Source organism: Stenotrophomonas muris, assembly GCF_052751275.1.
In genome coordinates this window covers 2,540,243-2,563,286 of sequence record NZ_CP199879.1, presented here as the reverse complement: position 1 = coordinate 2,563,286, position 23,044 = coordinate 2,540,243, and the positions used below count along the sequence as shown (strand labels likewise).

24 protein-coding genes are annotated in these 23,044 nt (G+C 66.7%); 15 read left to right on the top strand and 9 right to left on the bottom strand.

The window, feature by feature from the left end; all coding sequences use genetic code 11:
- Positions 1-90: 90 nt before the first annotated feature.
- The 5 genes from ACUVWL_RS11905 to ACUVWL_RS11885 all read left to right on the top strand — a co-directional run bounded on the left by ACUVWL_RS11905 (position 91) and on the right by ACUVWL_RS11885 (position 5,089).
- A complete protein-coding gene (locus tag ACUVWL_RS11905; RefSeq protein ID WP_160314160.1) occupies positions 91-636 on the top strand; it encodes an Imm57 family immunity protein in 546 nt (181 codons plus the stop codon).
- A 511-nt stretch (positions 637-1,147) separates the two neighbouring features.
- Positions 1,148-2,044, top strand: coding sequence for a hydroxypyruvate isomerase family protein (locus ACUVWL_RS11900; RefSeq protein WP_049404955.1), 897 nt, complete (start codon positions 1,148-1,150; stop codon positions 2,042-2,044).
- Between the two features lie 26 nt (positions 2,045-2,070).
- Positions 2,071-3,756, top strand: a complete 1,686-nt coding sequence (locus ACUVWL_RS11895; protein ID WP_046429409.1) for a GMC oxidoreductase — start codon at positions 2,071-2,073, stop codon at positions 3,754-3,756.
- Entirely contained in the window at positions 3,756-4,331 is a 576-nt protein-coding gene (locus ACUVWL_RS11890) for a gluconate 2-dehydrogenase subunit 3 family protein (RefSeq protein ID WP_014646300.1), read from the top strand. The genes ACUVWL_RS11895 and ACUVWL_RS11890 overlap by 1 nt, the downstream gene beginning before the upstream one ends.
- A complete protein-coding gene (locus ACUVWL_RS11885) occupies positions 4,331-5,089 on the top strand; it encodes a 3-keto-disaccharide hydrolase (RefSeq protein WP_046429464.1) in 759 nt (252 codons plus the stop codon). Before ACUVWL_RS11890 ends, ACUVWL_RS11885 begins: the two co-directional genes overlap by 1 nt.
- 30 nt (positions 5,090-5,119) lie before the next feature.
- On the opposite strand, the gene ACUVWL_RS11880 is transcribed toward ACUVWL_RS11885, so the two are convergent.
- Genes ACUVWL_RS11880 through ACUVWL_RS11860 form a run of 5 tightly spaced genes read right to left on the bottom strand, consistent with a single transcriptional unit; the run spans position 5,120 to position 9,752 of the window.
- Entirely contained in the window at positions 5,120-5,416 is a 297-nt protein-coding gene (locus tag ACUVWL_RS11880) for a c-type cytochrome (protein WP_445978372.1), read from the bottom strand.
- A gap of 18 nt (positions 5,417-5,434) precedes the next feature.
- Entirely contained in the window at positions 5,435-6,298 is an 864-nt protein-coding gene (locus ACUVWL_RS11875; protein ID WP_032961528.1) for a sugar phosphate isomerase/epimerase family protein, read from the bottom strand.
- Positions 6,299-6,317: 19 nt separating this feature from the next.
- Entirely contained in the window at positions 6,318-7,442 is a 1,125-nt protein-coding gene (locus ACUVWL_RS11870) for a Gfo/Idh/MocA family protein (RefSeq protein WP_445978371.1), read from the bottom strand.
- 12 nt (positions 7,443-7,454) lie between these two features.
- Positions 7,455-8,672: a nucleoside permease gene (locus tag ACUVWL_RS11865; protein WP_262088367.1), complete on the bottom strand. Its 1,218-nt coding sequence runs from the start codon at positions 8,670-8,672 to the stop codon at positions 7,455-7,457.
- A gap of 27 nt (positions 8,673-8,699) precedes the next feature.
- A complete protein-coding gene (locus ACUVWL_RS11860) occupies positions 8,700-9,752 on the bottom strand; it encodes a sugar phosphate isomerase/epimerase family protein (protein WP_445978370.1) in 1,053 nt (350 codons plus the stop codon).
- Between the two features lie 95 nt (positions 9,753-9,847).
- On the opposite strand from ACUVWL_RS11860, the gene ACUVWL_RS11855 reads away from it, so the two are divergent.
- The 4 genes from ACUVWL_RS11855 to ACUVWL_RS11840 all read left to right on the top strand — a co-directional run bounded on the left by ACUVWL_RS11855 (position 9,848) and on the right by ACUVWL_RS11840 (position 15,097).
- Positions 9,848-10,855, top strand: a complete 1,008-nt coding sequence (locus ACUVWL_RS11855) for a LacI family DNA-binding transcriptional regulator (protein ID WP_046429416.1) — start codon at positions 9,848-9,850, stop codon at positions 10,853-10,855.
- 150 nt (positions 10,856-11,005) lie between these two features.
- The gene (locus ACUVWL_RS11850; protein ID WP_445978369.1) at positions 11,006-12,058 is read left to right on the top strand and encodes a diguanylate cyclase; all 1,053 of its coding nucleotides are present in this window, start codon (positions 11,006-11,008) and stop codon (positions 12,056-12,058) included.
- 106 nt (positions 12,059-12,164) lie between these two features.
- Positions 12,165-13,190 (top strand): AI-2E family transporter, encoded by a 1,026-nt coding sequence (locus tag ACUVWL_RS11845; RefSeq protein WP_032961540.1) that lies wholly within the window; start codon positions 12,165-12,167, stop codon positions 13,188-13,190.
- 164 nt (positions 13,191-13,354) lie between these two features.
- Positions 13,355-15,097, top strand: a complete 1,743-nt coding sequence (locus ACUVWL_RS11840) for a GGDEF domain-containing protein (protein WP_126411822.1) — start codon at positions 13,355-13,357, stop codon at positions 15,095-15,097.
- Between the two features lie 9 nt (positions 15,098-15,106).
- Here the strand turns inward: ACUVWL_RS11840 and ACUVWL_RS11835 are convergent, their stop codons facing one another.
- Both ACUVWL_RS11835 and ACUVWL_RS11830 read right to left on the bottom strand, forming a co-directional pair.
- Positions 15,107-15,613, bottom strand: a complete 507-nt coding sequence (locus tag ACUVWL_RS11835) for a PaaI family thioesterase (protein ID WP_046429424.1) — start codon at positions 15,611-15,613, stop codon at positions 15,107-15,109.
- A 36-nt stretch (positions 15,614-15,649) separates the two neighbouring features.
- Positions 15,650-16,087, bottom strand: a complete 438-nt coding sequence (locus ACUVWL_RS11830) for a hypothetical protein (protein WP_046429425.1) — start codon at positions 16,085-16,087, stop codon at positions 15,650-15,652.
- A 285-nt stretch (positions 16,088-16,372) separates the two neighbouring features.
- Here ACUVWL_RS11830 and ACUVWL_RS11825 point away from each other — a divergent pair, with 285 nt between their 5' ends.
- A complete protein-coding gene (locus ACUVWL_RS11825; RefSeq protein WP_046429427.1) occupies positions 16,373-16,804 on the top strand; it encodes a pyridoxamine 5'-phosphate oxidase family protein in 432 nt (143 codons plus the stop codon).
- A gap of 38 nt (positions 16,805-16,842) precedes the next feature.
- On the opposite strand, the gene ACUVWL_RS11820 is transcribed toward ACUVWL_RS11825, so the two are convergent.
- On the bottom strand, positions 16,843-18,237 hold the full coding sequence (locus ACUVWL_RS11820; protein ID WP_046429429.1) for a DUF2867 domain-containing protein: 1,395 nt from the start codon (positions 18,235-18,237) through the stop codon (positions 16,843-16,845).
- A 24-nt stretch (positions 18,238-18,261) separates the two neighbouring features.
- Positions 18,262-18,573, bottom strand: coding sequence for a metalloregulator ArsR/SmtB family transcription factor (locus ACUVWL_RS11815; protein WP_445978368.1), 312 nt, complete (start codon positions 18,571-18,573; stop codon positions 18,262-18,264).
- Positions 18,574-18,702: 129 nt separating this feature from the next.
- Between ACUVWL_RS11815 and ACUVWL_RS11810 the strand changes: the two genes are divergently transcribed.
- The 5 genes from ACUVWL_RS11810 to ACUVWL_RS11790 all read left to right on the top strand — a co-directional run bounded on the left by ACUVWL_RS11810 (position 18,703) and on the right by ACUVWL_RS11790 (position 23,027).
- Positions 18,703-19,284 (top strand): NMCC_0638 family (lipo)protein, encoded by a 582-nt coding sequence (locus tag ACUVWL_RS11810; RefSeq protein ID WP_014646315.1) that lies wholly within the window; start codon positions 18,703-18,705, stop codon positions 19,282-19,284.
- Positions 19,285-19,493: 209 nt separating this feature from the next.
- Entirely contained in the window at positions 19,494-19,961 is a 468-nt protein-coding gene (locus ACUVWL_RS11805) for a DUF2975 domain-containing protein (protein WP_445979167.1), read from the top strand.
- A complete protein-coding gene (locus ACUVWL_RS11800; RefSeq protein ID WP_012479411.1) occupies positions 19,961-20,185 on the top strand; it encodes a helix-turn-helix domain-containing protein in 225 nt (74 codons plus the stop codon). The genes ACUVWL_RS11805 and ACUVWL_RS11800 overlap by 1 nt, the downstream gene beginning before the upstream one ends.
- Before the next feature lie 43 nt (positions 20,186-20,228).
- Positions 20,229-21,770: a TerC family protein gene (locus tag ACUVWL_RS11795; protein ID WP_445978367.1), complete on the top strand. Its 1,542-nt coding sequence runs from the start codon at positions 20,229-20,231 to the stop codon at positions 21,768-21,770.
- A 120-nt stretch (positions 21,771-21,890) separates the two neighbouring features.
- Positions 21,891-23,027 (top strand): metallophosphoesterase, encoded by a 1,137-nt coding sequence (locus ACUVWL_RS11790; RefSeq protein ID WP_049441145.1) that lies wholly within the window; start codon positions 21,891-21,893, stop codon positions 23,025-23,027.
- Positions 23,028-23,044: the final 17 nt, after the last annotated feature.

The window sequence follows — 23,044 nt, the reverse complement described above, 5'->3', positions numbered from 1 at the left end:
CGAGAGTGCTGTTCTTGATTCGCCCCCGAGCAGGAGTGGAGAGTTAGGATGTGTCAGTTTGCGCGCCTTTCCGACGTTTCTGGTGAGTCGATGAAAACCACCGCACTGATTTCGTGCTTCGTCTTTTGTGCTCAATTTGGGTCCTCGCTAGCTGCCCGTCCGCTGTCAGAGAGACTCGCGGCGGACATTGAGATGGCCGAACACTCTATTCTTGCCTCGCTGGTGGTGCACAAAAGTTCCGAGAGCAAGTCACTGTGCTCTCAGACGCCATATGCTTGTGCAGGAGCAGACGGTGCTGAGCTTGGTCTCGCCTTGATAGGGGGCAGCAGGAGTGCTGCCGCTCCTCTGCACTTGGTTGAACTGTCGCGATTCCGTATGGATGGAGCGCTTTCAGAGGACTACAAGTGCTACCTCGCTGCGCAGGGCAATTCAGTGGTTCAGGCCGCGTCGAAGCTGGATGCCAAGAAGCTGGCAGGGCAATGCATGTCCGAATTTGCTGCTTTCAAGCGTCGGGCCGGCCCTGCAAAGTTCGACGTGGCGCCCGAGAACATTTGCAGCTCAGTGGCGGACATCCAGGGTTCCCTGCGTGAAGTTATCCGACTAGCCAATGCAGGTGGTGACTGTGACGGCGTCTGAGTCGGTCATCGGAAAAAGCTGATGCGTACGCGTTTCGCGAAGCCTTGGCTTGGTTGACTACTGTCGCTCGCCGTCGCGAGCTATGCAGTTCTGCAATCCGCCGTCTCCGAGGCAGGGCTGGGCCCTGGCGGCGGGGTGCACCCGGATGCAGAACGAAGACATCCAGGAACTGGTTGATATGGTTCGTGAGCCTACGAACGCCCAGTGATCATTCAATGCTTCCGAGAAAAGGGCCAATGCATAGGCTCGGGGCGTTGAAGAAGTACTGATTTTGTTCGCTCGCTTGAGCAAAAAACCAGTAGATTTCATCTCAGGCGACTGATTTGGTTAGAAAAGAAAGCCCCGCCAATGCGGGGCTTTTCTTTCTGCGCGATGTCGTTGGCATTGTGCTCCGCAGCATCAGTTTTCGTGCGCCGCGACTTGCAAACAGGCAATTTCCTCCCCTATGGTGCAATCGATTGCATTGCTGTGAATCGTTGCGTTTGATACCGGTTGGGAGGCCGGCAGGTGGATGTCCATCCATTCGATCAGACCGGCTCCGGCGACGGGCCTCACGCGGCGTGATGCGTTGCGCATGGCGGTTGCTGGAGGCGTAGCCCTGGGTACTGCGGGAGCGTTGCCTGCATTCGCCGCCACCGCAGCGCTCAAGGGCAACCTGAAGCACTCCGTCGCACGCTGGACCTTCCCGCAGCTGTCGGTCGCCCAGCTCTGCACGACGGTGAAGGACATCGGCTTCGCCGCCATCGACCTGGTCGGCCCGGAAGACTGGCCCACGCTGAAGGCGAACGGCGTCTACAGCTCGATGTGCAATGGCGCGGAGCTGGGCCTGACCAAGGGCTTTGCCGGCCGCGAATTCCACGACCCGCTGGTGGAGCGCTACACGCGGCACATCGACCTGGTCGCCGATGCCGGTTACCGCAACCTCATCTGCTTCTCCGGCAATCGCAACGGCATGGACCCGCAGGACGGCATGGCCAATGCCGAGGCGGGCCTCAAGCGCATCCTCGGGCATGCCGAGAAGCGCGGCGTGGTGCTGGTGATGGAGCTACTGAACTCCAGGGTCGATCACCACGACTACCTGTGCGATCACTCGGCCTGGGGCGTGGAGCTGTGCCAGCGGCTCGGCTCGGACAACTTCGGCCTGCTCTACGACATCTACCACATGCAGATCATGGAGGGCGACATCATCGCCACCATCGGCAAGCATCACGCCTGCTTCAAGCATTACCACACTGCAGGCGTGCCGGGCCGGAACGAGATTGGAGACCAGCAGGAGCTCCACTATCCGGCCATCTGTCGCGCGATCCGCGACACCGGTTTCAAGGGGTATCTGGCGCAGGAATTCACGCCTGCAGCGCCCGATCCCGTTGCCTCATTGCGCGAGGCGATCCGCCTCTGCGACGTCTGAAACGATATCCACCCAGGTGAGAGACCATGGCAGATAATCACTACGACGCCATTGTTGTTGGCTCGGGAATCAGTGGCGGTTGGGCAGCGAAGGAGCTGACCGAGAAGGGCCTGAAGGTCCTGATGCTGGAACGCGGGCGCAACATCGAGCACGTCAAGGACTACGTCAATGCGATGAAGGAAGCGTGGGACTTCCCGCATCGCAACCGGCCGACGCAGGCGATGAAGGCCGCCTTCCCGGTGCTGATGCGCGACTACGGCCTGGCCGAGAACCTGGAAGGAATGTGGGCCAACGAGCAGGACTCACCCTACATCGAAACCAAGCGCTTCGACTGGTTCCGTGGCTACCACGTAGGCGGGCGCTCGCTGATGTGGGGCCGGCAGAGCTATCGGTTTTCCGACCTGGACTTCGAAGCGAACCTCAAGGATGGCATCGCCACCGACTGGCCGATCCGCTATGCCGACATCGCGCCGTGGTACGACCATGTAGAGAGGTTCGCCGGCATCGCCGGCACGCGCGAAGGACTGGACGTGCTGCCGGACGGCGAGTTCCTGCCGCCGATCCCGTTGAACATCGTCGAGAAGGACGTGGCCGCGCGGATCAAGAAGGCCTTCGGCGGAACGCGGCACATGATCCACTCGCGCACCGCCAACATCACCCAGCCGATGCCCGAGCAGGGGCGCGTGAACTGCCAGTACCGCAACAAGTGCATCCTGGGCTGTCCCTTCGGTGCCTATTTCTCGACCCAGGCGGCGACGCTGCCAGCGGCGATGAAGACCGGCAACCTGACCTTGCGGCCGTTCTCGATCGTCAAGGAAGTGCTCTACGACAAGGATCGCAAGCGTGCGCGCGGCGTGGAGGTGATCGATGCCGAGACCGGGCAGACCTACCAGTACACCGCCAAGGTCATCTTCCTCAATGCATCGTCGTTCAATTCGACCTGGCTGCTGATGAACTCGGCGACCGATGTGTGGGAGGGGGGACTGGGTTCTTCGTCGGGCGAGCTGGGGCACAACGTGATGGACCATCATTTCGGTGCGGGCGCCTCGGGCCGGGTCGAGGGCTACGAAGACAAGTACTACTTCGGCCGCCGTCCGTGCGGTTTCTACATTCCGCGCTTCCGCAACGTCGCGGCCGACAAGCGCGGCTACCTGCGCGGGTTCGGTTACCAGGGCGGTGCCAGCCGCACCGGCTGGTCGCGCGAGATCGCCGAGCTGAACATCGGTGCCGACCTGAAGGAGGCGCTGACCGTACCGGGCGACTGGCGCATCGGCATGACCGGGTTCGGTGAAATGCTGCCGCACCACGACAATACGATCCGCCTGGACCACGACCGCAAGGACAAATGGGGGCTGCCGGTGCTGGCGATGGACGTGTCCATGCGCGCCAACGAACTGGCGATGCGCAAGGACATGGCCGCCGATGCTGCCGAGATGCTGGAGGCGGCTGGCGTCAAGGACGTGAAGATGCACGACCACGACTATGCCCCGGGCAAGGGCATCCACGAGATGGGGACCGCACGCATGGGACGTGACCGGAAGAGCTCGGTATTGAACGCGCACAACCAGGTCTGGGATGCGCCCAACGTCTATGTGACCGACGGTGCCTGCATGACCTCCAGCGCCTGCGTGAATCCTTCGCTGACCTATATGGCGCTGACCGCGCGCGCGGCCGACCACGCGGTACGCGAACTGAAAGCGGGGAACCTCTGATGGATCGCCGCGAACTGTTGAAGATGATCGTTGCCGCCACCGGCGCGGCCATGGTCGGCCTGCCTGCGCTCGCGCAGGGAAACGCCGCTGCGGCACCGGTGAAGACCCTGTTCTCCGATGCCGACATCGGCACGCTGGACGAGATCGCCGAGACCATCCTGCCGCGGACCCGGACGCCAGGGGCGAAGGATGCCGGCGCCGGCCTGTTCATGGCGACCTTCGTCAGCGATTGCTACACCGCCCGGCAGCAGGCAACGTTCCGGGCAGGCCTGGTCGATATCGACAAGCGCGCCGGCGGCCGGTTTGTGGCGCTTGCGCCGGAAGCCCGCACCCAGTTGCTGCGAACGCTGGACGCCGAAGCCAAGGCGCGCTCTGCCGACGTGACCGAGACCGGTACGCCTGAAGAGGGCGAGGCGATGCCGCATTACTTCACGATGATCAAGCAGCTGGCCATCTTCGGCTTCTTCACCTCCAAGGTCGGGGCGACCGGCGTGCTGCAGTACGTCGCGGTGCCCGGCCGCTACGACGGCGACCTCGCCTATGTCCCCGGTACGCCCGCGTGGGGGACCAGCTGATGGACACCACCCTGATGATCCGCCCTGCGTTGATCACTGTTGGCCTGCTGGCCGCTGCATCTGCATTCGCGCAGGACAGTGCCGACGCTGCGCGCGACCCGAAGAAGACCGAAGTGTGGACCCCCGTGCCCGCTGTCGTGGCCACGCCGCCAGGCAAAGCCCCCTCCGACGCGATCGTGCTGTTCGATGGCAAGGATGTCTCCGCGTGGGAATCGGAGCAGGGCGGACGCGTGCCCTGGAAGGTTGCCGGGGGCGCCATGACCGTCGTTCCGGGCAGCAAGGGCATCCGCACCCGGCAACGCTTCTGCGATGTCCAGCTGCATGTGGAGTGGCGCACGCCCACTGACACGAAGGGCTTCGACGGCCAGAACCGGGGCAACAGCGGGATCTTCCTGCAGGAACTGTATGAACTGCAGGTGCTCGACAGCTACAACAACCCGACCTATGCCAATGGCCAGGCGGGCTCCATCTACAAGCAGGCCATGCCGCGGGTGAATGCCTCGCGCGCGCCTGGCCAGTGGCAGGCCTACGACATCATCTGGAAGGCACCGCGCTTCTCGGTGGGCGGTGGGCTTGTGTCGCCCGCGCGCATCACGGTGCTGCACAACGGCGTGCTGGTGCAGGATGACACCGTGCTGGCAGGCAAGACCGAGTACATCGGGGCGCCCTCGTATTCGCCCCACGCGTGTGCGCCGCTCTATCTGCAGGAGCATGACTCCAGGGTCAGTTACCGCAACATCTGGGTGCGCGAGCTGTAGTGGCATGCGGCTGGCGTGGCCGCCGGCCGCTTACTTCGCCAGGTAGCTGGCGATATCGTCTATCTCCTGCTGTGACAGCTGGGAGAAGGGCGGCATCAGGCCGCCGCCCTTGCTGATCTTTTCCTTGATCTGTGCAGGTGCCATGCGCTTGCCGATGTCGGTGAGTGTCGGGAACGCGCCCGGCATGCCCGCGCGATCGGCGCCGTGGCAGGCCACGCAGTTCGCGGTGTAGAGCTTTGCTCCCGCAGCCGGGTCGCCCTTGCACCAGGCGGCTGTCGCAACACTCATGCCGCCCAGGGCCACCGCCATTGCCAGGATCATTTTCATGTGGGGCTCCTTGATGCGTCAGCGCCGCGCACGGGCAGGCGTATTGGTGGTCAGGTGTTCACGCAGATAGTCGGCGCCGGCCTGGACGACCTTGGCCGGCTCGCGTGGCTGGTCGTGCTCGATGATGTACCAATGCACGCCGGCGCCCCTCGCAGCAGGCAGGATCGTGTTCCAGTCCAGTACGCCCTGGCCGACCGCAGCGAATCCGCCTTCGTCTTCGGCCTGGCCCTTGAGCGCATTGTCCTTGGCGTGTACCGCGAATACGTGGCCGCGGAACTTTCCCAGCATCACCGCCGGGTCCAGGCCCGCACGCGCGACCCAGGCCAGGTCCAGCTCGGTCTGCAGGTCGGGGCCGGCGGCGGCAAACAGCAGTTCCAGCCCGGTCCTGCCATCGAAGTCGACCAGCTCGAAGTCGTGGTTGTGATAGGCCAGGCGCATGCCCTTGCCGCGCACCTGTTTCGCGATCCGGCCCAGTTCCTGTCCCAGGGCGGTCCAGCCGGCGGCATCGCTCGGGCGTTCCTTCCTGTCCAGGTACGGCACCACCAGCGTGGTGTTGCCGATCGACCGGTTGAAGGTCACCACCCCATCCAGGTTGCTGCGCAGCTCGGCCAGCGGCACATGCGATGAAATGGCCTTGATCGAATACCGGTCCAGCAGCTGCTTCAGTTCCGCGGCACTGACGTTCTGCGTGCCGACGGTTTCCACCGCGTGCACACCGGCATCGTGGACGATCTTCAACTGTTGCTCGAGCGAGCCGGCATTGCGCAGGGTGTACATCTGCACCGCGATCGGCTTCTGCGCGCTGGCGGCTTCGACTGCGAAGGCGGGCAGCGCCGCGAGCAGCAGGACGAGGCTTGCACTTCGACGGACAAGGGCTTTCATCAACAGATCCTCCCGGGATTCAACCGATGGTGGTCCAGGCGCGTGACCTGGCCGATGCAATGACACGATCAACGATCCGCGCCGAACGCATGCCGTCCTCGAAGGTGGGCAGGCCGTCCGGTTGCTCGCCGTCGATGGCGCGATAGGTGTCGGCGACAAACGCCTCGAAGCACTGGGCGTAGCCCTGCGCGTGCCCGGCCGGCAGCGCCGACAGCCGGCGTTGCTCGGCACTGCCAGCGCCTGGCCCGCGTACGAAGATCTCCTCGCGCTGGTCGGGCAGGCCGATCCACAGCCGCTCGGCGTCCTCCTGGTTGAACGCCATGCTGGCCTTGGCGCCATCGATCTCGAACCAGAGGCGGTTGCGGCGTCCGGCCGAAACCTGGCTCACCGTCAACGACGCCAGCGTACCGGCGCCGGTCCTGAACATCGCCGTCGCCACGTCCTCGCTCGCGACCGCCTGCGTCGCGCCGTTCGCCGCCGGTGTGCTGAAGCTCTGGCCGGTGACGGCGCTGCGTTCGGCGATCACCGTGGCAAACGCCGCGTTCACTTCGGTGAAGCGCTCGCCACTGACCCATTCGACCAGGTCGCACCAGTGCGAACCAATGTCGGCGAACACGCGCGAGGTGCCGCCCAGCGCCGGGTCCACGCGCCAGTTGTTGCTGGCCGGGTCCAGCAGCCAATCCTGCAGGTAACTGCCATGGATCAGGTGCAGCGGCCCCAGGTCACCCTGCGCGATGCGTGCACGCGCCTCGCGCACCACCGGGTGGTAGCGGTAGACGAAGGGGACGGTGGCAACCAATCCGGTCGAGGCGGCCAGTACCGCCAGCGCCTGCGCATCGTCCAGCGTCGTCGCCAGCGGCTTCTCGCAGATCACGTGCTTGCCGGCTTCCAGCGCAGCCTGTGCCATGGCGCGGTGCAGATGGTTGGGCGTGCACACGTGCACCACCTGTACCTGCGGATCGGCGATCACCTCCTCGATATCCCGGTAGGCGCGCGGGACATTCCAGGAGTGCGCTGCCTCATGCGCGCGCTGCGGTGACGAGGCGGCCACGCCGCGTACCTCGGCGCCGGCGAGCAAGGCCGCGCGGCGGTGCACGGCGCCGATCATGCCGGTGCCGACGATGGCGATTCCAAGCTTGGGCATCGACGGGGATCCTCAGGGTGTGGAGGGCGCGGCCGCAGCCGCCGGCCGGTCGCGGAACAGCAGCAGGAAGGCGACCAGCACCACCAGCGCAACAGCGGCCGGGAACAGCCAGATCTGCTGCCAGTCGGGACCGGCCTCGGTGGTGAAGTGCTCCACCACCGCGCCGGACAGGAAGGTGCCGATCAGCATGCCCACGCCGTACGTGGCCAGGGTGATGAAGCCCTGCGCGCTGCTGCGCACGGCGGGGCCGGCATGGGCATCGGTGTAGATCTGGCCGGTAACGAAGAAGAAGTCGTAGCAGATGCCGTGCAGCACGATGCCGATCACCAGCAGCGGGAAACCGCCACCTGCATCGCCGAAGGCGAACAGCGCGTAGCGCACCACCCAGGCGGCCATGCCCACCGCCAGCATGGTCTTCACCCCCAGCCGCACGAACAGGAACGGCATGGCCAGCATCAGCAGCACTTCGGAAACCTGGCCCAGCGACTGCAGGCCTGCCGCGCCGCGCACGCCGAGGTCGTTGAGATAGGGATTGGTGAAGTTGTAGTAGAACGACAGCGGGATGCAGATGGCGATGGAGGCCAGGAAGAACACCAGGTAGGCGCGCGACTTCAGCAGCCGCAGCGAATCCAGCCCCAGGATCTGCCCCAGCCCGGCATCGCGCTGCTGCGCCAGTGGCGGTGTGTGCGGCAGGGTGAACGCATACAGCCCGAGCACCAGCGACGCCGCCGCCGCCATCCGGAACGTCAGCTCAAGCCGATGCGCCTGTTCCCAGCCCAGCCAGCCGATCAGCACGCCCGCCACGATCCAGCCGATGCTGCCGGCCACGCGGACCAGCGGGAACTGCTTCTCGGGTGATTGCATGTGCCGCATGGCCACGCTGTTGGCCAGTGCCAGGGTCGGCATGAACAGCAACATGTAGCCCATGACGCACGCAGAGAACATGCTGAAGCTGGTTGCCGTGGACGCCAGCCACATCAGCGCGGCACCGGCCAGATGCAGTACCGCAAGGATGCGCTGCGCCGCGAAGTAGCGATCCGCGATCAGCCCGACCAGGAACGGCGCCACGATGGCACCGATCGACTGGCTGAGGAACGCGGTCGCCACCTGGCTCGCGCTGGCCTGCAGCGGGCCCTGCACCAGGTAGGTGCCCAGGGTGACGAACCACGCCCCCCAGATGAAGAACTGCAGAAACATCATCGCGCCCAGGCGCGACATGGCGTGCGTCATGGCTTGCCCTCCCGGGGCGGTCTTGGCTCAGATTCCCAGCATGCGGTGCAGTGATGCGGCGTCGGTGCCACTGTCGGCAAAGTCATCGAAGGCGCGTTCGGTCACGCGGATGAGGTGGTCGCGGATGAAGGCGGCACCCTCGCGCGCGCCGTCTTCCGGGTGCTTCAGGCAGCACTCCCACTCCAGTACCGCCCAGCCGGGGAAGTCGTACTGCGCGAACTTCGAGAAGATCGCCTTGAAGTCGATCTGGCCGTCACCGGGTGAACGGAACCGGCCCGGACGGTCGATCCAGTCCTGGTAGCCGCCGTACACGCCGCTGCTTGCGCTGGGGCGATGTTCCGCGTCCTTGACGTGGAAGATGCCGATGCGCGCGTGGTAGCGGTCGATGAAACCGAGGTAATCCATCTGCTGCAGCAGCAGGTGGCTGGGGTCGTACAGGATCTTCGCGCGGGGATGGTGGTCGACCTCATCGAGGAAGCGCTCGAAGGTTGCACCATCGTGCAGGTCCTCGCCCGGGTGGATCTCGAAGCACAGGTCAACGCCGCAGGCATCGAACGCATCCAGGATCGGGCGCCAGCGACGGCCGAGTTCGGCGAAGGCTTCTTCCACCAGTCCCGGCGGGCGCTGCGGCCAGGGGTAGAAGTAGGGCCAGGCCAATGCACCGGAGAACGTGGCATGCGCGGTCAGCCCCAGGCGCTGGCTGGCCTGCGCCGCCAGCCGCAGCTGCTCCACCGCCCAGGCCTGGCGGGCGGCCGGGTTGCCGCGCTTGTCCGGTGGCGCGAATCCGTCGAACAGGCTGTCGTAGGCAGGATGGACGGCAACCAACTGCCCCTGCAGGTGGGTCGACAGTTCGGTGATCTGCAGGCCGTGCCCGGCCAGCATGCCGGCAATGTCGTCGCAGTACGCCTGGCTGCGCGCCGCCTCCGCCAGGTCTAACAGGTGGGGCGCGGAGGTGGGGACTTGTACGCCAGAATAGCCCAGACCCGCGGCCCATCCGGCCAGCGTGTCCAGCCGATCAAAAGGAGCTGTGTCGCCGATGAACTGCGCCAGGAACAGCGCTGGACCCTTGAGCGTCTTCAACGTGATTCGCCCTCGATGCAATCGATTGCATTATCCTAGCAGGGGCTTACGCAGGACCTGTTGTGCAGTGCACAGCGGGCAGGAGGACTAACGCCATGGCCACCATCTACGACATCGCAAAACACGTCGGCGTGTCCGCCGGTACGGTGTCGCGCGCGCTTTCCCGGCCGGACAAGGTGCTGCCGGCCACCCGCGCGCGCATCGAGCAGGCCGCCGCCGCACTGGGCTATGTGCCCAACACGGTGGCGCGCACGCTCAAGACCCAGCGCAGCGGCAAGATCCTCGTCACCGTCCCGGACATCGCCAATCCGTTCTTCGCGCAGATCCTGCAGGGGGCGGAGGAGGCCGCGCAGGCGGTGGGCTATGCGGTCCTGCTGGGCGATACCCAGCATCAACCCGATCGTGAGGAGCGCTACGCGCAGATGCTCCGGCGCAACGAGGCCGACGGCATGATCGTGCTGGGCCATCGCCTGCCACCGACCGCGCGCGAGATCGTCGAGCAGCGCGGCGCCGCCGCACCGGTGGTCAACGGCTGCGAGTTCGACCCCGCGCTGGGCATCCCCAGCGTCCACATCGACAACGCCGCCGCCGCACGCGCGGTGATGGAGCATCTGTACGGGCTGGGACACGAACGGATTGCGGTGGTCGGCGGGCCGCCTGACAACCCCCTGCACCAGCAACGGCTGGAAGGGGTCCGCGCGGCCGGCAAGGCGCGTGGCCGCCTGCGCCAGCTGAGCATCGTGCCGGGTGACTTTTCCGTGGAATCCGGCCATGCAGCGGCGATGGCGCTGCTGGATGGCACGGCCGCGCCGACCGCGGTGTTCTGCTTCAGTGACCAGATGGCACTGGGTACCCTGGCCGCTTGCCGGGACCTGGGCATCCGCGTGCCGGACGAGCTGTCCGTGGTCGGCTTCGATGATCTGGCGTCCTCCCGCTACCTCACGCCCCCGCTGACGACCATCCGGCAGCCGATGCGGGAGATTGGCGAGCGTGCGGTCAACCTGCTGCTCGCCATCATCGAGCACGTCGATGTGCCGCTTCAGCAGACGCTGGAGTTCAGCTTCAAGCTGCGTGGCTCGACGGCTGCGCCCCGCCCCGGGTAACCACGGGGAGCGGCAGCGGGAGGGGCAGCGGCAGCGGCCCGCGCGATATCGCGCAACCTTGATCCCGAATTGACGCAAAGCTGTCAGACTCATCGCAGGCAGCCCGGCAAGGGCCGTAGCACCAGGTGCGATCGCGCAAGGGGGTCGGCAATGCCATTCTTCACCGATTCGGCGGAAGGCGCGGTCGAAGGCATTGGCGCGGCACGTCGCATCGGCTGGATGCGTTTCGTCGGCAATGGGCTGGGGGCGATCCCCATCGCTTCGATCATGCTTGAACGCCAGGACGGCGGGCTGGCCTGGGTCCTGCTGCTGCTCAACGCGCTGGCGTGGCCGGCACTGGCACTGCGGCTGACCCAGCGCTCCCGCCAGCCGGCGGTCGTCCAGTTCCGTTGCATGGTGGCCGACTCCTTCTTCGGCGGTGGCTGGATCGCCTTCATGGCGTTGAGCGCGGTGCCCAGCGCACTGTTCGCCGCGCTGCTGGTGGCCGACAAGATCGCCGCCGGTGGCGTGCGCCTGGCGATGCGCGCCACGCTGTCCCTGCTGCTGGGCTTCGCACTCACCTGGTGCTTGCTCGGCTTCCCTTACCAGCCGGTCACCTCGCAGCGCACGATCGTGCTGAGTGTCCCGTTCCTGTTCGTGTATGGCATCGGCCTCAGCATTCTCAGCTGGCAGCTGGCGCGCCGGGTCAAATCGCAGAACCGTCAGCTGCAGCGGCTCAGCCGGATGGACCCGCTGGTCGAGCTGGCCAACCGTGGCTTCCTGATCCTGCGTGCGCAGCAGGCGCTGGACCGGGCACAGGGCCAGGGCGGTTCTGCCTGCCTGCTGATGCTCGATGTGGATGATTTCAAGCGCATCAATGACTCGCATGGCCACCGCGCCGGTGACGAGGTACTGCGGCATATCGCGGCGACATTGCGCACCTTTGCCCGGCCCGGTGATACGCCCGCGCGGCTGGGGGGCGATGAGTTCGTGGTGCTGCTGCGCGACTGCGCACCCGTCGATGCGATGCACGTGGCCGAGCGGGTGCGCCTGCACCTGCTGGAGGCCGCGCAGCAGGCCACGCCGGGCGTGGAGTTCAGCGTCAGTATCGGCATTGCCGCCACACCGCGTGGCGGCAGTGTCGAGGACTGGTTGGCACTGGCCGACCGCGCGCTGTACCACGCCAAGCGGCAGGGCAAGAACACGGCCAGCTACGGCGAGTGAGTGCGGCACCGCCGCCGCCGAACGAGGGTGAAATGCCCGTTCATCCTGCACGCGGAATCGGCATGCCAATCCTCTACCATGGGCCACCCCGCCCGGACGCGCTCCCATGCAAGACGCTCTCGTTGCCCAGCCCAAACCCCCCATTCCAAGGATCGCGGCGTGGCTGATGATGCTGCTGGGCATGTGGCTGGCGCTGAAGCTCGGCCTGGTAGTGACCCTGCTGTCCGGCCTGCTGGTGTTCCAGCTGACGCACGTGCTGGCCTCCACCGTGGAGGGCAAGCTGCCGCCGGGGCGGGCACGGGCGATCGCAGTGATCGTGCTGTCGGCGATCATCATCAGCGGGCTGGTACTGGCCGGCATCGGCGTGGCCTCGTTCTTCCGCAACGAGACCGGCGGCCCGGACGCATTGCTGGCGCGCCTGATGGAGATTCTCAACACTTCGCGGCACCAGGTGCCGGCGCTGCTGCAACCCTACATTCCCGAAGACATGCCGGCGTTGCGCGCGGCGCTGAACGACTGGGCCGCCGAGCACCAGCGGCAGCTGGGCGTGGCCGGTACCTCGGTGGTACAGGTCGGTGTGCGCGTACTGATCGGTATGGTGCTGGGCGCGATGATCGCGCTGTATGACGAACTGCCGCTGCCGAAGATGGGCCCGCTGGCGCAGGAGCTGGTCGGGCGCACCAGCCGCCTGGCCACCGCGTTCCGCCAGGTGGTGTTCGCGCAGGTGAAGATCTCGCTGCTCAACACCGTGTTCACCGCCATCTTCCTGCTGGGCGTGCTGCCGTTGTTCGGCGTGCACCTGCCGCTGTCCAAGACCCTGGTGCTGATCACCTTCCTGGCCGGCCTGCTGCCGGTGGTGGGCAACATCATTTCCAACACGATCATCGCCATCGTCGCGCTGTCGGTCTCGTTCTATGTGGCGGTGGCGGCGCTGCTGTACCTGATCGTGATCCACAAGCTGGAGTACTTCCTCAACGCGCGCATCGTCGGTGGCGAGATCCAGGCGCGTGCCTGGGAGCTGCTGCTGGCCATGCTGGTGATGGAGGCGGCCTTCGGCCTGCCGGGCCTGGTCGCCGCACCGGTGTTCTATGCCTACGTGAAGCGCGAACTGGTCGACCAGCGCTGGATCTGACGCGGCGGGGCATGACGTAATTTGCCCCGATTCGACAACCCGTGCGGCCTTTGTCGGTGCGTTCGCGGCGGGCGCGGTATACCCATGGCAACGATTGATCCGGTAGCGGCTTGGCGCCTGTGCAGGCGGCCGCTACAGTGTTGTGCACTACAGGGGAAATGTGCATGGCCCGCAAGGCGTCGCCCATCGGATTGCGGACCTGGGTCTGGATCCTGGCCGGGCTGTTCGTAGTCTGTACGCTGCCATTGATGGCCATCGCGCTGGTGCAGGGCACGCTGCGCTTCACTGCCGCCGAGGACAACCTGGTCAGCCTGCGCCAGCTGCGGCAGACCTTCGACCTGGCCAACCTGGTGTCGGCCGAGCGCGGCCCCGCCAACAGCCTGCTCGGGGCCGACACGGCCGATGCGGGCGAACAGGCCCGGCTGGCGGCGGAGCTGGCAGTCGCGCGCAAGCGGGTCGATACCGCCCTGCAACGCCTGGACACCGTGTTCAACGCTGACCCGGGCGCGGTCGACGAACACGGGCTGCTGGCCGATGCGCAACGTCGCCTGCAATCGGCGCGGGCCGCGGTGGACCGGGTGGCGGCACAGCCGCATGGCGCGCGCCAGGTGGAGGACGTGGAGCGCGCGATCAGCAGCATGTTCGCCGTGGTTGATCGCCTGCACGTGCTGACCTCGGCGCAGATCAACGTGCTGGTCAGCGCCGACCGCGAAGCGGCGATTCCGGCGATGCAGGGCCAGGTGCTGATCGACCTGCGCGAGCATGGCGGCCGCCTGGCCTCGAACGTGATGGCGCCGGTGGCGGTACCGGGGGCCTGGCGTGACGAACAGGTGCGGGCGGCATTGCAGACCGAAGGCCGTCTGCTGGAGCTGTGGCGGCTGGCAGGCAGCCATGAAGCGGTGTTCCGCAGTGATCCGGCGCTGTCCTGGCATTGGGACATGGCGCGCCGGCAGTTCTTCGGCGAATCGCTGCCGATGATCGAACAGTTGATCGAGGATGGCCGGCGCGGCGTGCCGCCGCCGTGGACCACCGCCGAATTCACCACTCGCTACGTGCCGACCCTGCGGTCGCTGGAAGCGCTGCGGGACGGCTACCTGAGCGTGTCCATCGCCCGTTTCGAGCGCACCCGCAATCGCGAAGCGACGCGCCTGGTGGTGCTGGTGGCGACGGTGCTGGGCACGCTGGTGGTGCTGGGCGTGGCGCTGCGCATCGCGCATCTTCAGATCCTGCGGCCGCTGCTGCAGGCGCAGAAGCAGGTCATCCAGATCGCCTCGGAAGCGCCCGGCCCGGAGCAGCATGTGACCCACCCGCTGGCCGAGATGCAGCGCCTGTTCGATGCCATCGAAGTGCTGCGCGAGAAGTCGCGCGAGCGCTCGGCATTGACCAGCGAGCTGCGCCAGCTGGCCGGCACCGATGAGCTGACCGGGCTGTTGAACCGGCGCGCGCTGGACGAGTTGGTGCAGCAGCGTCATGCCGACGGTGGCAACAGCGCGGTGGTGATCCTGCTGGACGTGGACCGCTTCAAGGCGATCAACGATGGCCACGGGCATGACGCCGGTGACGAGGTGCTGGTGCAGGTGGCGCAGCTGCTGCAGCGCCACCTGCGCCGCAGCGACAGCATTGCCCGCTATGGTGGCGAGGAGTTTCTCGTGTTGCTGGCCGACGGTGATCTGGCCGGTGGCCGCCAGCTGGCCGAGTCGCTGCGGGTGGCGCTGCAGCGGCTGGACATCGCCCTGGTCGGTGGCAAGGTGCTGCGCGTCACCGCCAGCTTCGGTGTGGCCGAGGGCGGCACCGACGCGCTGGGCTGGCGCACCCTGCTGCGTGCCGCCGACGCGGCCATGTACCAGGCCAAGGCGCAGGGCCGCGACCGCGTGCGCGTGGCCGGCGGCGGCCGCAACGCACGTTGACGGCACCCATCAGCCGATCTGCGCATGCACGCGCCGCAGCGTGCGCGCAATCATCCGGCGCGCGATGGGACGCGGCACCGAGAGTCCACGCCAGCGCAGCGCACCCACGCGGAAGGTGGCGCTGGCAGTGGCCAGCACCTTGCCGGCCGGGTCGGTCAGCCAGCCGCGGGTGAAGGCGATGCTGCCCTTGCTGTGCTCGACTTCGCCCCAGCCGATGATCCGCCCGGGCCGTGCGGGGCTGACGAAACTGGTCTTGGATTCGACCGTGACCGCGATGCGGTTGGCAGGCAGGGTGGCGTAGATCGCTGGCCCCATGCAGTCGTCCAGCATCGCTGACAGGAAACCGCCCTGCACGTTGCCCATCGGGTTGGTGAGCACCGGCCCGGCCTCGAACTCGACCTGGATGCGGCGCAGTGCATCGTCGTAACCGACGAAGCGCCAGCCGAGCAGGGTGCCGGCCTGGGAGCGTGGAAGATCACCGTTGACCACGCTGTAGAAGATCGATTCGGGATTCATCGTGGAGCCTCGCGGGGGAGAGGGGAGAAAAAGAACTCACTGCGGTAGCGACAACAGGGCCAGCACGAATCCGATGACCGACAGCAGCACCACCGCGGCGCCGGCGGGCACCGGTGTACGCGCACCGGTGCGTCGCCGCACGCCGGAAGCGACCAGGACCGGCGGCAGGGTGGCGACCAGGCAGAACAGCTGGAACGCCAGCAGCTGCGGCAGTGCGAAGTGACCTCCGAAGAAGATCAACCAGGCCAGCATCACGCCGGCACCGGCCAGTGCGATCCAGGCAGCGCCGACCACGCGGATGAGTGCCATCAGCAGCACCTGCATGCGGGGGTCGATCTGTGCCCACGGCCTGTCCACGGCCTGGCCGTGGTAGGGCATGAAGTCGGAGCGTTTCAGATAGGCCGCAGCAAACAGGCAGACAATGAAGAACGCCAACAGGTAGCAGCCGAACGCGAGCCAGGCGGACAGGTCCATGTGGAGGCCATGCGGTTGCGGAGGAAAGGCCGCGTTTGTACCGGCAGCCATGCCGGTCGCGCCACGGGGTTGCGCGATTCTGGGGCAGCACGCCGTTAGGGGCGTGTCGCGGCTTGCAGGGCCGTTCCTCCATCTGCCGTTAACGCCAGTGTGGTGGTGAGGAATGCGTCACGTACGCGCCATGCGCTCTATCTCGTTTCCTGTGAAGAGGCCGCAACTACCCCTCCACGCCCAGGTCACCGCGCTGCGCAGACGCTGGGATTCCATTCCATGAAGGACGACGCCATGACCCAGCTCACCCTGCCCGAACTGGCCAGGAAAATGGCCGGCATTGATTTCAGCCTGCTGCAGACCCACGCCGGTGGAGAGATTGCCGGCCGTCCGATGAGCAACAATGGCGACGTGGACTATGACGGTGACAGCTGGTTCTTCACCACCGAAGACACCGACATGGTGCGCGAGATTGAAGCTGACCCCGCCGTTGCGCTGGGTTTTTCCGGCAGCAAGTCGCTGCTGGGCAAGCCGCCGCTGTTCGTGCACGTGCAGGGCAGGGCTGTGCTGGTGCGCGACCGGGCCACGATGAGCCAGCACTGGGTGAAGGACCTGGAGCGCTGGTTCGAACAGGGCGTGGATACACCGGGACTGGTGCTGATTCACGTGCGCGCCAGCCGCATCCACTACTGGGATGGCGAGGACGAGGGCGAAATCGTGATCTGACCGGAACCGCGCAGCGCCCGGCGCATCGCGTTCCACGGTCAGCAGTGCGCAGGGTGTGCTGCCGGATCCTCAAGGTTGGCCAGTTCCGGTGCCAAGGCGTGCTCCACCGCACGTCGCAGCAGTGCCGGTGCGACATAGTGCCGGTGCCCGGCGTCGATCAGGGCCATGTACATGCCGCCGAACGCATTGAGGGTCTGCACGCGTGAGCCCAGGCTGATCTCGACATGTCCATCGCGATGCCGCTGCACGCGCACGCTGCTGCGGAAACGCAGGTGCCGATCGTCGGCGCCGAGCAGGACTTCGGCGTCGTTGTCCTGCGTATCGATGTGCGAATCCAGCACCGGGAATCGACCAGCGAACAACCGGCTGCGATCGGTCGACAGCAATGACGACACCGGGCATCCCAGCGGCGACGTGCGCAACCGCAACGGTGCCACCAGTCGGTTTCGCAGCGCCATCAGCTGGCCTACGCCGCTGGGTGGATTGCGCAGGAAGCCCTCCAGTACGTCGGCCAGCAGCGCCGACGCGGAACGGTGGAGCACCTGCGAGGGTTCCAGGCACAGGGTGGTCAGGTCCTGGTAGTGGCTGTGCGGCAGCGCTGTGGTCAGCAGGCCATCGGTGGGCGCGGGCCGCGAATGGATGGGATAGGCCGGTGTGGCACGTTCGACGAACCCGCGCAGCGGCCGCATGGGGATGCGGCGCAGCGGGCCGAGCAGGGCACGGGTACGCGCGCACAGGTGCGCGCACACGCTGGGAGGTGCCGCCTGCAGCGACAGCTGCAACAGCGGTGCCGCCGCAAGCGAGGTGCACGAAGGCCAGTACGATTCCGGAAGCACCTCGGTCAGGCTGGGGATATCGGCGGCATTGCGCTCCACCTGCGCACGGGTCTGCTCGCTCATTCGGCCTGCCAGTTCATCGCTGTGGCAGGACAGCGCAAACAGCGCCGGATGTGCAGGATGGTTCGACGCGAACTGGTGCCAGGTGCCGCCGCCGAAGCGCACGGTAAACAGGCAGTCCGGTGGGATGCGGACGCGCCGGAGCGTGCGCGCGAAGGCACCAGGACCTGCTGCCAGCTGCGCGTCGGAGGCGGTAGCGAAACGCAGCTCGGCTCCCGCGCTGCCGGCGATGGCGGTGAACATGCGCGGGCCTGCATGGCGATGAAACGGGTGGCCACCGGCACCGACGGTGAAGCTGTACAGCGAGGAGGCATCCCCGTGCTGCAGGTGCATGCCACCCAGTCGCGCCGAAGGTTCATCCAACGCATCGATGAAGGCCGGGTGGTGGCGCTGACGCTGGCCGGCGTCACTCACCAGCGCGTCGCCGGCACCGATGCCGAGCTGCGCGATCAGGGTGACTTCGGTCGGACTGCCGCCGTCCTGTGCCGGAAGCTGCACTGCTGGAAACGAACGGCGATCGCGGGTCGAACCAGGCATCGTCATGCTCCTTGGCGGGGCGGATCAGCGGGCGGGGGACTTGCGGCGGGCGCGGGCTTCACGCTTGAGCGGGCCGCCGACCGGGCAGACTTCGGCCGCCCACGAGAACAACGTGTTGGCCAAACGGTCGGGTACCTGCCTGAAGTACACGAACTGGCCGCGTTTCTCGCGGTCGATCAGTCCGGCTTCCTCGAGGATGCGCAGGTGGCTGGACAACGCCGGCTTGCTGAAGTCGAAGCGCTCGGCCAGCTCGCCCGCGCTGAGCTCGCCGGCGCTGAGATAGGCCAGGATCTGCCGGCGGGCGGTGGAGGCAAGGGCTTCGAAGATGCGGTCCATGGAGAGCTAGTTAACTAATTCGTTAATTAATGTTGCTCCCGCAGCTTAGGACTGTCAAGCCATGACCCATTGCGCGGCGCGCCCGGGCTTTGCCATCCTCCCTGCTGTTTTCCGTAGCGTGGAATCCCGATGCGTCCTGCGTTCTGGCTGGCTTTGGCCCTGCTGCCCACCCTGGCGGTGGCGCAACCCGCGCGTACTCCCAAGGCCAAGGCCCCGGCGCAGGATCCCTTCAGCGAGTTGTTCGATACCGCCTGCATGCAGCACATCGGTGCGCCGGCGCGGTTGCAGTCGCTGATGGAATCCAACGGGCTGTCACCGCTGCAGCCTGCCGAAGCGGCAACGTTGCTGCAGGGGCAGTCGGGCGTGGCCTGGATGGTGCCGCTGGCCAGCGGCCGCTATGCGGTCAGCTGGGCCGACGATGGCACCTGCTCGGTGTATGCGGAGAAGGCCGATGCGGCGGTGGTGCAGAAGGGCTTCGCACGGCTGGTGCAGGCGGCACCGAAGCCATTGCAGGCGCGCTCGCTGCCAGGCCGTGGTCCGCTGTCGGCCGACCAGGTGGCGATCCAATACGGCTGGGCCACGCCGGGGCAGGCCAAGCTGCAGGTGCGCTTCCGGCTGGTGACGCGGCAGGCGGCCGAGGCCGGCGTACAGGCGATGGCCTCGGTGACGCCGGGGGACGCGATGCTCGAACCCGCGGCTCCCACCCGATAACGCCTGCCGGGGCCCGCGCCCAGCCGGTGGACCATGCCCGCGATTCAGCCTTTCACGCAGGATGTGTTATATCGTTTATCGATAAATCCACCCTGGGGCGGCGAGACCACCCCAATGCCGGAGGCCGCTTGACCGCTCGTCCCGCCCGCGCCAGACCCGCGCGAGGCTTGTTCACCCTGGCCCAGGCCGCCGTACAGGCCGTCCGGGCGATGTGCTGGCTGGGCATCCTGGCCGCACTGCTGGCGGTGCCCCTGGTCGCCCATGACCGCCGCTGGCTGCTCGACAGCGTGCATGACGCCGAGGCCGCCGCCGCGCATGGCAACGACCTGTTCCTGCACTTCTGCCTGGGCCTGGGCGCGATCGTCGCGCTGCTGGTGCTGTGCGTGCTGTTCCTGCGCCATCTGCTGAGGCTGCTGAAGTCGGCGGCGCGCGAGCGGCCGTTCACCCATGCCAATGCACAGCGCCTGCAGCGCATGGCCTGGCTGATGCTGGCAATGGAACTGCTGTCGATCCTGATCGGTGCCTACGCGGCCTGGATGGGCCCGGATTTCACCTGGATGGAGGTGGGCGGCGGCATGTCGATCACCGGGCTGGTGGCGGTGCTGATGCTGTTCGTGCTCGCACGCGTGTTCGCCGTGGGCGCGGCGATGCGCGATGACCTTGATGGTGTCATCTGATGGCGATCGTCATCACCCTGGACCGCATGCTGCAGGCACGGGGCATGACCCTGTCCGAGCTGGCGGGGCGCATCGACATCACCCTGGCGAACCTGTCGATCCTGAAGACCGGCAAGGCGCGAGCCATCCGCTTTTCCACGCTGGATGCGATCTGCCGCGAGCTGCAGTGCACGCCCGGCGACCTGCTTGGGCATGACCCGGCGCAGGCGCAGGATGCCGACTGAGTGGACGCCCTTTTCCCTTACCCACTGACGAAACGGACCTGAAATGGAATGGTTGGCTGACCCCTCGATATGGATGGGCCTTGCAACCCTGGTCGTGCTGGAGATCGTTCTCGGCATCGACAACCTGGTGTTCATTGCGATCCTTGCCGACAAGCTGCCGCCGCACCAGCGCGACCGCGCGCGGGTGATCGGCCTGGCGCTGGCACTGCTGATGCGGCTGGTGCTGCTGGCGGCGCTGGCCTGGATCATGAAGTTGACCGAGCCGCTGGTGACCTTGTTCGACCACAGCTTCTCCGGGCGCGACCTGATCCTGCTGGGCGGTGGCCTGTTCCTGCTGTTCAAGGGCACCATGGAACTGCACGAACGGCTGGAAGGCCGCGCGCATCACGAGGATGGCAAGAAGGTCTATGCCAGCTTCGCGATGGTGGTGGCACAGATCGTGGTGCTCGACGCGGTGTTCTCGCTGGACTCGGTGATCACCGCCGTCGGCATGGTCGACAACCTGGGCGTGATGTATGCGGCCGTGACCATCGCCATGGCGCTGATGCTGCTGGCCAGCAAGCCGCTGACCCGCTTCGTCAACAAGCATCCCACCGTGGTGGTGCTGTGCCTGGGCTTCCTGCTGATGATCGGCTTCAGCCTGGTGGCTGAAGGCCTGGGCTACAAGATCCCGAAGGGCTACCTGTACGCAGCGATCGCTTTCTCGATCCTGGTCGAGGCGTTCAACCAGTGGGTGCGTTTCAACCGTGAGCGCAACGAGCGCCGCCAGCCGTTCCGCCAGCGCACCGCCGATGCCGTGCTGAGGATGCTGGGTGCGCGTCCAGTGAACGGCCACGACGACGAAGGCGTGGACGAGCAGGTGGACGCCGACGAGCGCCTGCAGCCGGCGGAGCACGAAATGATCCGCAGCGTGCTGGGCCTGGCCGATCGTCCGGTGTCCAGCGTGATGACTGTGCGTGCCGACGTGCAATGGATCGACCTGGCGCGTGGTCAGGAGGATGTGGTGGCGCGCCTGGTGGCCTCGCCGCATACGCGCCTGCTGGTCGGCGACGGTGACCTGGACAGCCTGCGTGGCGTGGTGCAGAGCCGGGACGTGCTGGCCGACCTGCTGCAGGGCAAGCCACTGCAGCTGGAGGGCAACCTGCGCGAACCGCAGTACGTTCTGTCCACTGCCAGTGCGCTGCAGGCGCTGGAACTGATCCGCCAGCATCCGGTGCCGCTGGCGGTGGCGGTGGACGAGTACGGCAGCGTGGAGGGCCTGGTGACCGCCAACGACCTGCTGGCTGCGATTGCCGGTGACCTGGTCGATACCCAGGACGAGCGCTATGGCGTGGTGGCGCAGGGCGAGGATCAATGGGAGGCCGATGGTGCGCTGACCCTGGACGACCTGCAGCGTTTGGCGGGCGTGTCGCTGCCCCGCAGTGCCGACTACATGACCATCTCGGGTCTGGTGCTGGAGCAGCTGGGCCGCCTGCCGGACGTCGGCGACGCGGTGGAGGTGGCCGGCGTGCGCATCACCGTGCTGGCAATGGAGAAGCGCCGTATCGCCCGCCTGCGGGTGGAGCGCCTCGACGGAATGGCCTGACCGCCTGTTGTTGTAGAGCCGGGCCCATGCCCGGCTGCGTGTCGAGAAGCCGAGCATGGGCGCGGCTCTACACAACACGACCCGCAGCCGTCACCATGGCGGGCCCGCTTTCTGTCATGGATGGTTGCAGTGCTGAGTACGATCGGTTTGTTGATGGGCCTGTATGTGGCCTGGCGCCTGTTCTGGCCGCTGCGCATGCCCATCGGGTTGAAGGTCGTGCTGTCGCTGCTGGTGGTGGCCATGGCCGTGCAGCTGCGCATCGTGGCCACCTTCTGGGGCACGATGGCATCACCGGAAATCCCGAGGATGGCCATCGCCGTCCTGGCCACCGGCTCCACGGCGGTGCTGCTGCTGGCGTTGCTGATGCTGGTGCTGGATGTGGGCCTGCTGCTTTCGCGCCTGCTGCGTTGGCCGCGCATCGTATCGGCCCTGCGCGCCTCGAAGCTGCGGCCGTTGGCTGGCCTGCTGGCGCTGCTTGTGAGTGGCTATGGCGTCAGCCAGGGCATGGCCGTGCCCCAGCCCAGGCAGATCGACGTGGCGATCAAGGATCTGCCTGCTGCGTTCGACGGCTATCGCGTGCTGCAGCTGACCGACATCCACGCCAGCCGCCTGCTGACCGGCGACTGGGTGCGCAGGGTGGTGGACGAGAGCAACGCGCTGAAGCCGGACCTGATCGTGATCACTGGCGACCTGATCGACGGCAGCGTCGAGGCCCGCCGTGACGACGCGCGCCCGTTGGCCGATCTGCAGGCGCCGGACGGCGTCATTGCCATCACCGGCAACCATGAGTACTACGCGCAGTATCAGCAATGGATGCAGGCGTTCCGCGCGCTGCGCATGCAGGTGCTTGAGAACAGCCACCTGCAGGTGCGGCGCGGCGACGCGGCGCTGACCATCGCCGGTGTCACCGATCCGGTGGCCGCACGCTACGGCCTGCCGCTGCCGGATCTGGACGCTGCACTGGCCGGTGCCGATCCCTCTGCACCGGTGATCCTGCTTGACCACCGCCCGCGCAATGCGCGCGAGGCGGCGGCGCGCGGGGTAAAGCTGCAATTGTCCGGGCATACCCACGGCGGGCAGATCATCGGCATGGACCAGCTGGTGAAGCGGGCCAATGGTGGCTTTGTCTCCGGCCGCTACGACGTGGAGGGGATGACGCTGTACGTGGGCAACGGCGCGGGCCTCTGGGCCGGTTTCCCGGCGCGCATCGGCGTGCCTTCGGAGATCACCCTGATCACGCTGCGCCGCGCGCCTTGACCTGATGTGGGGTCAGA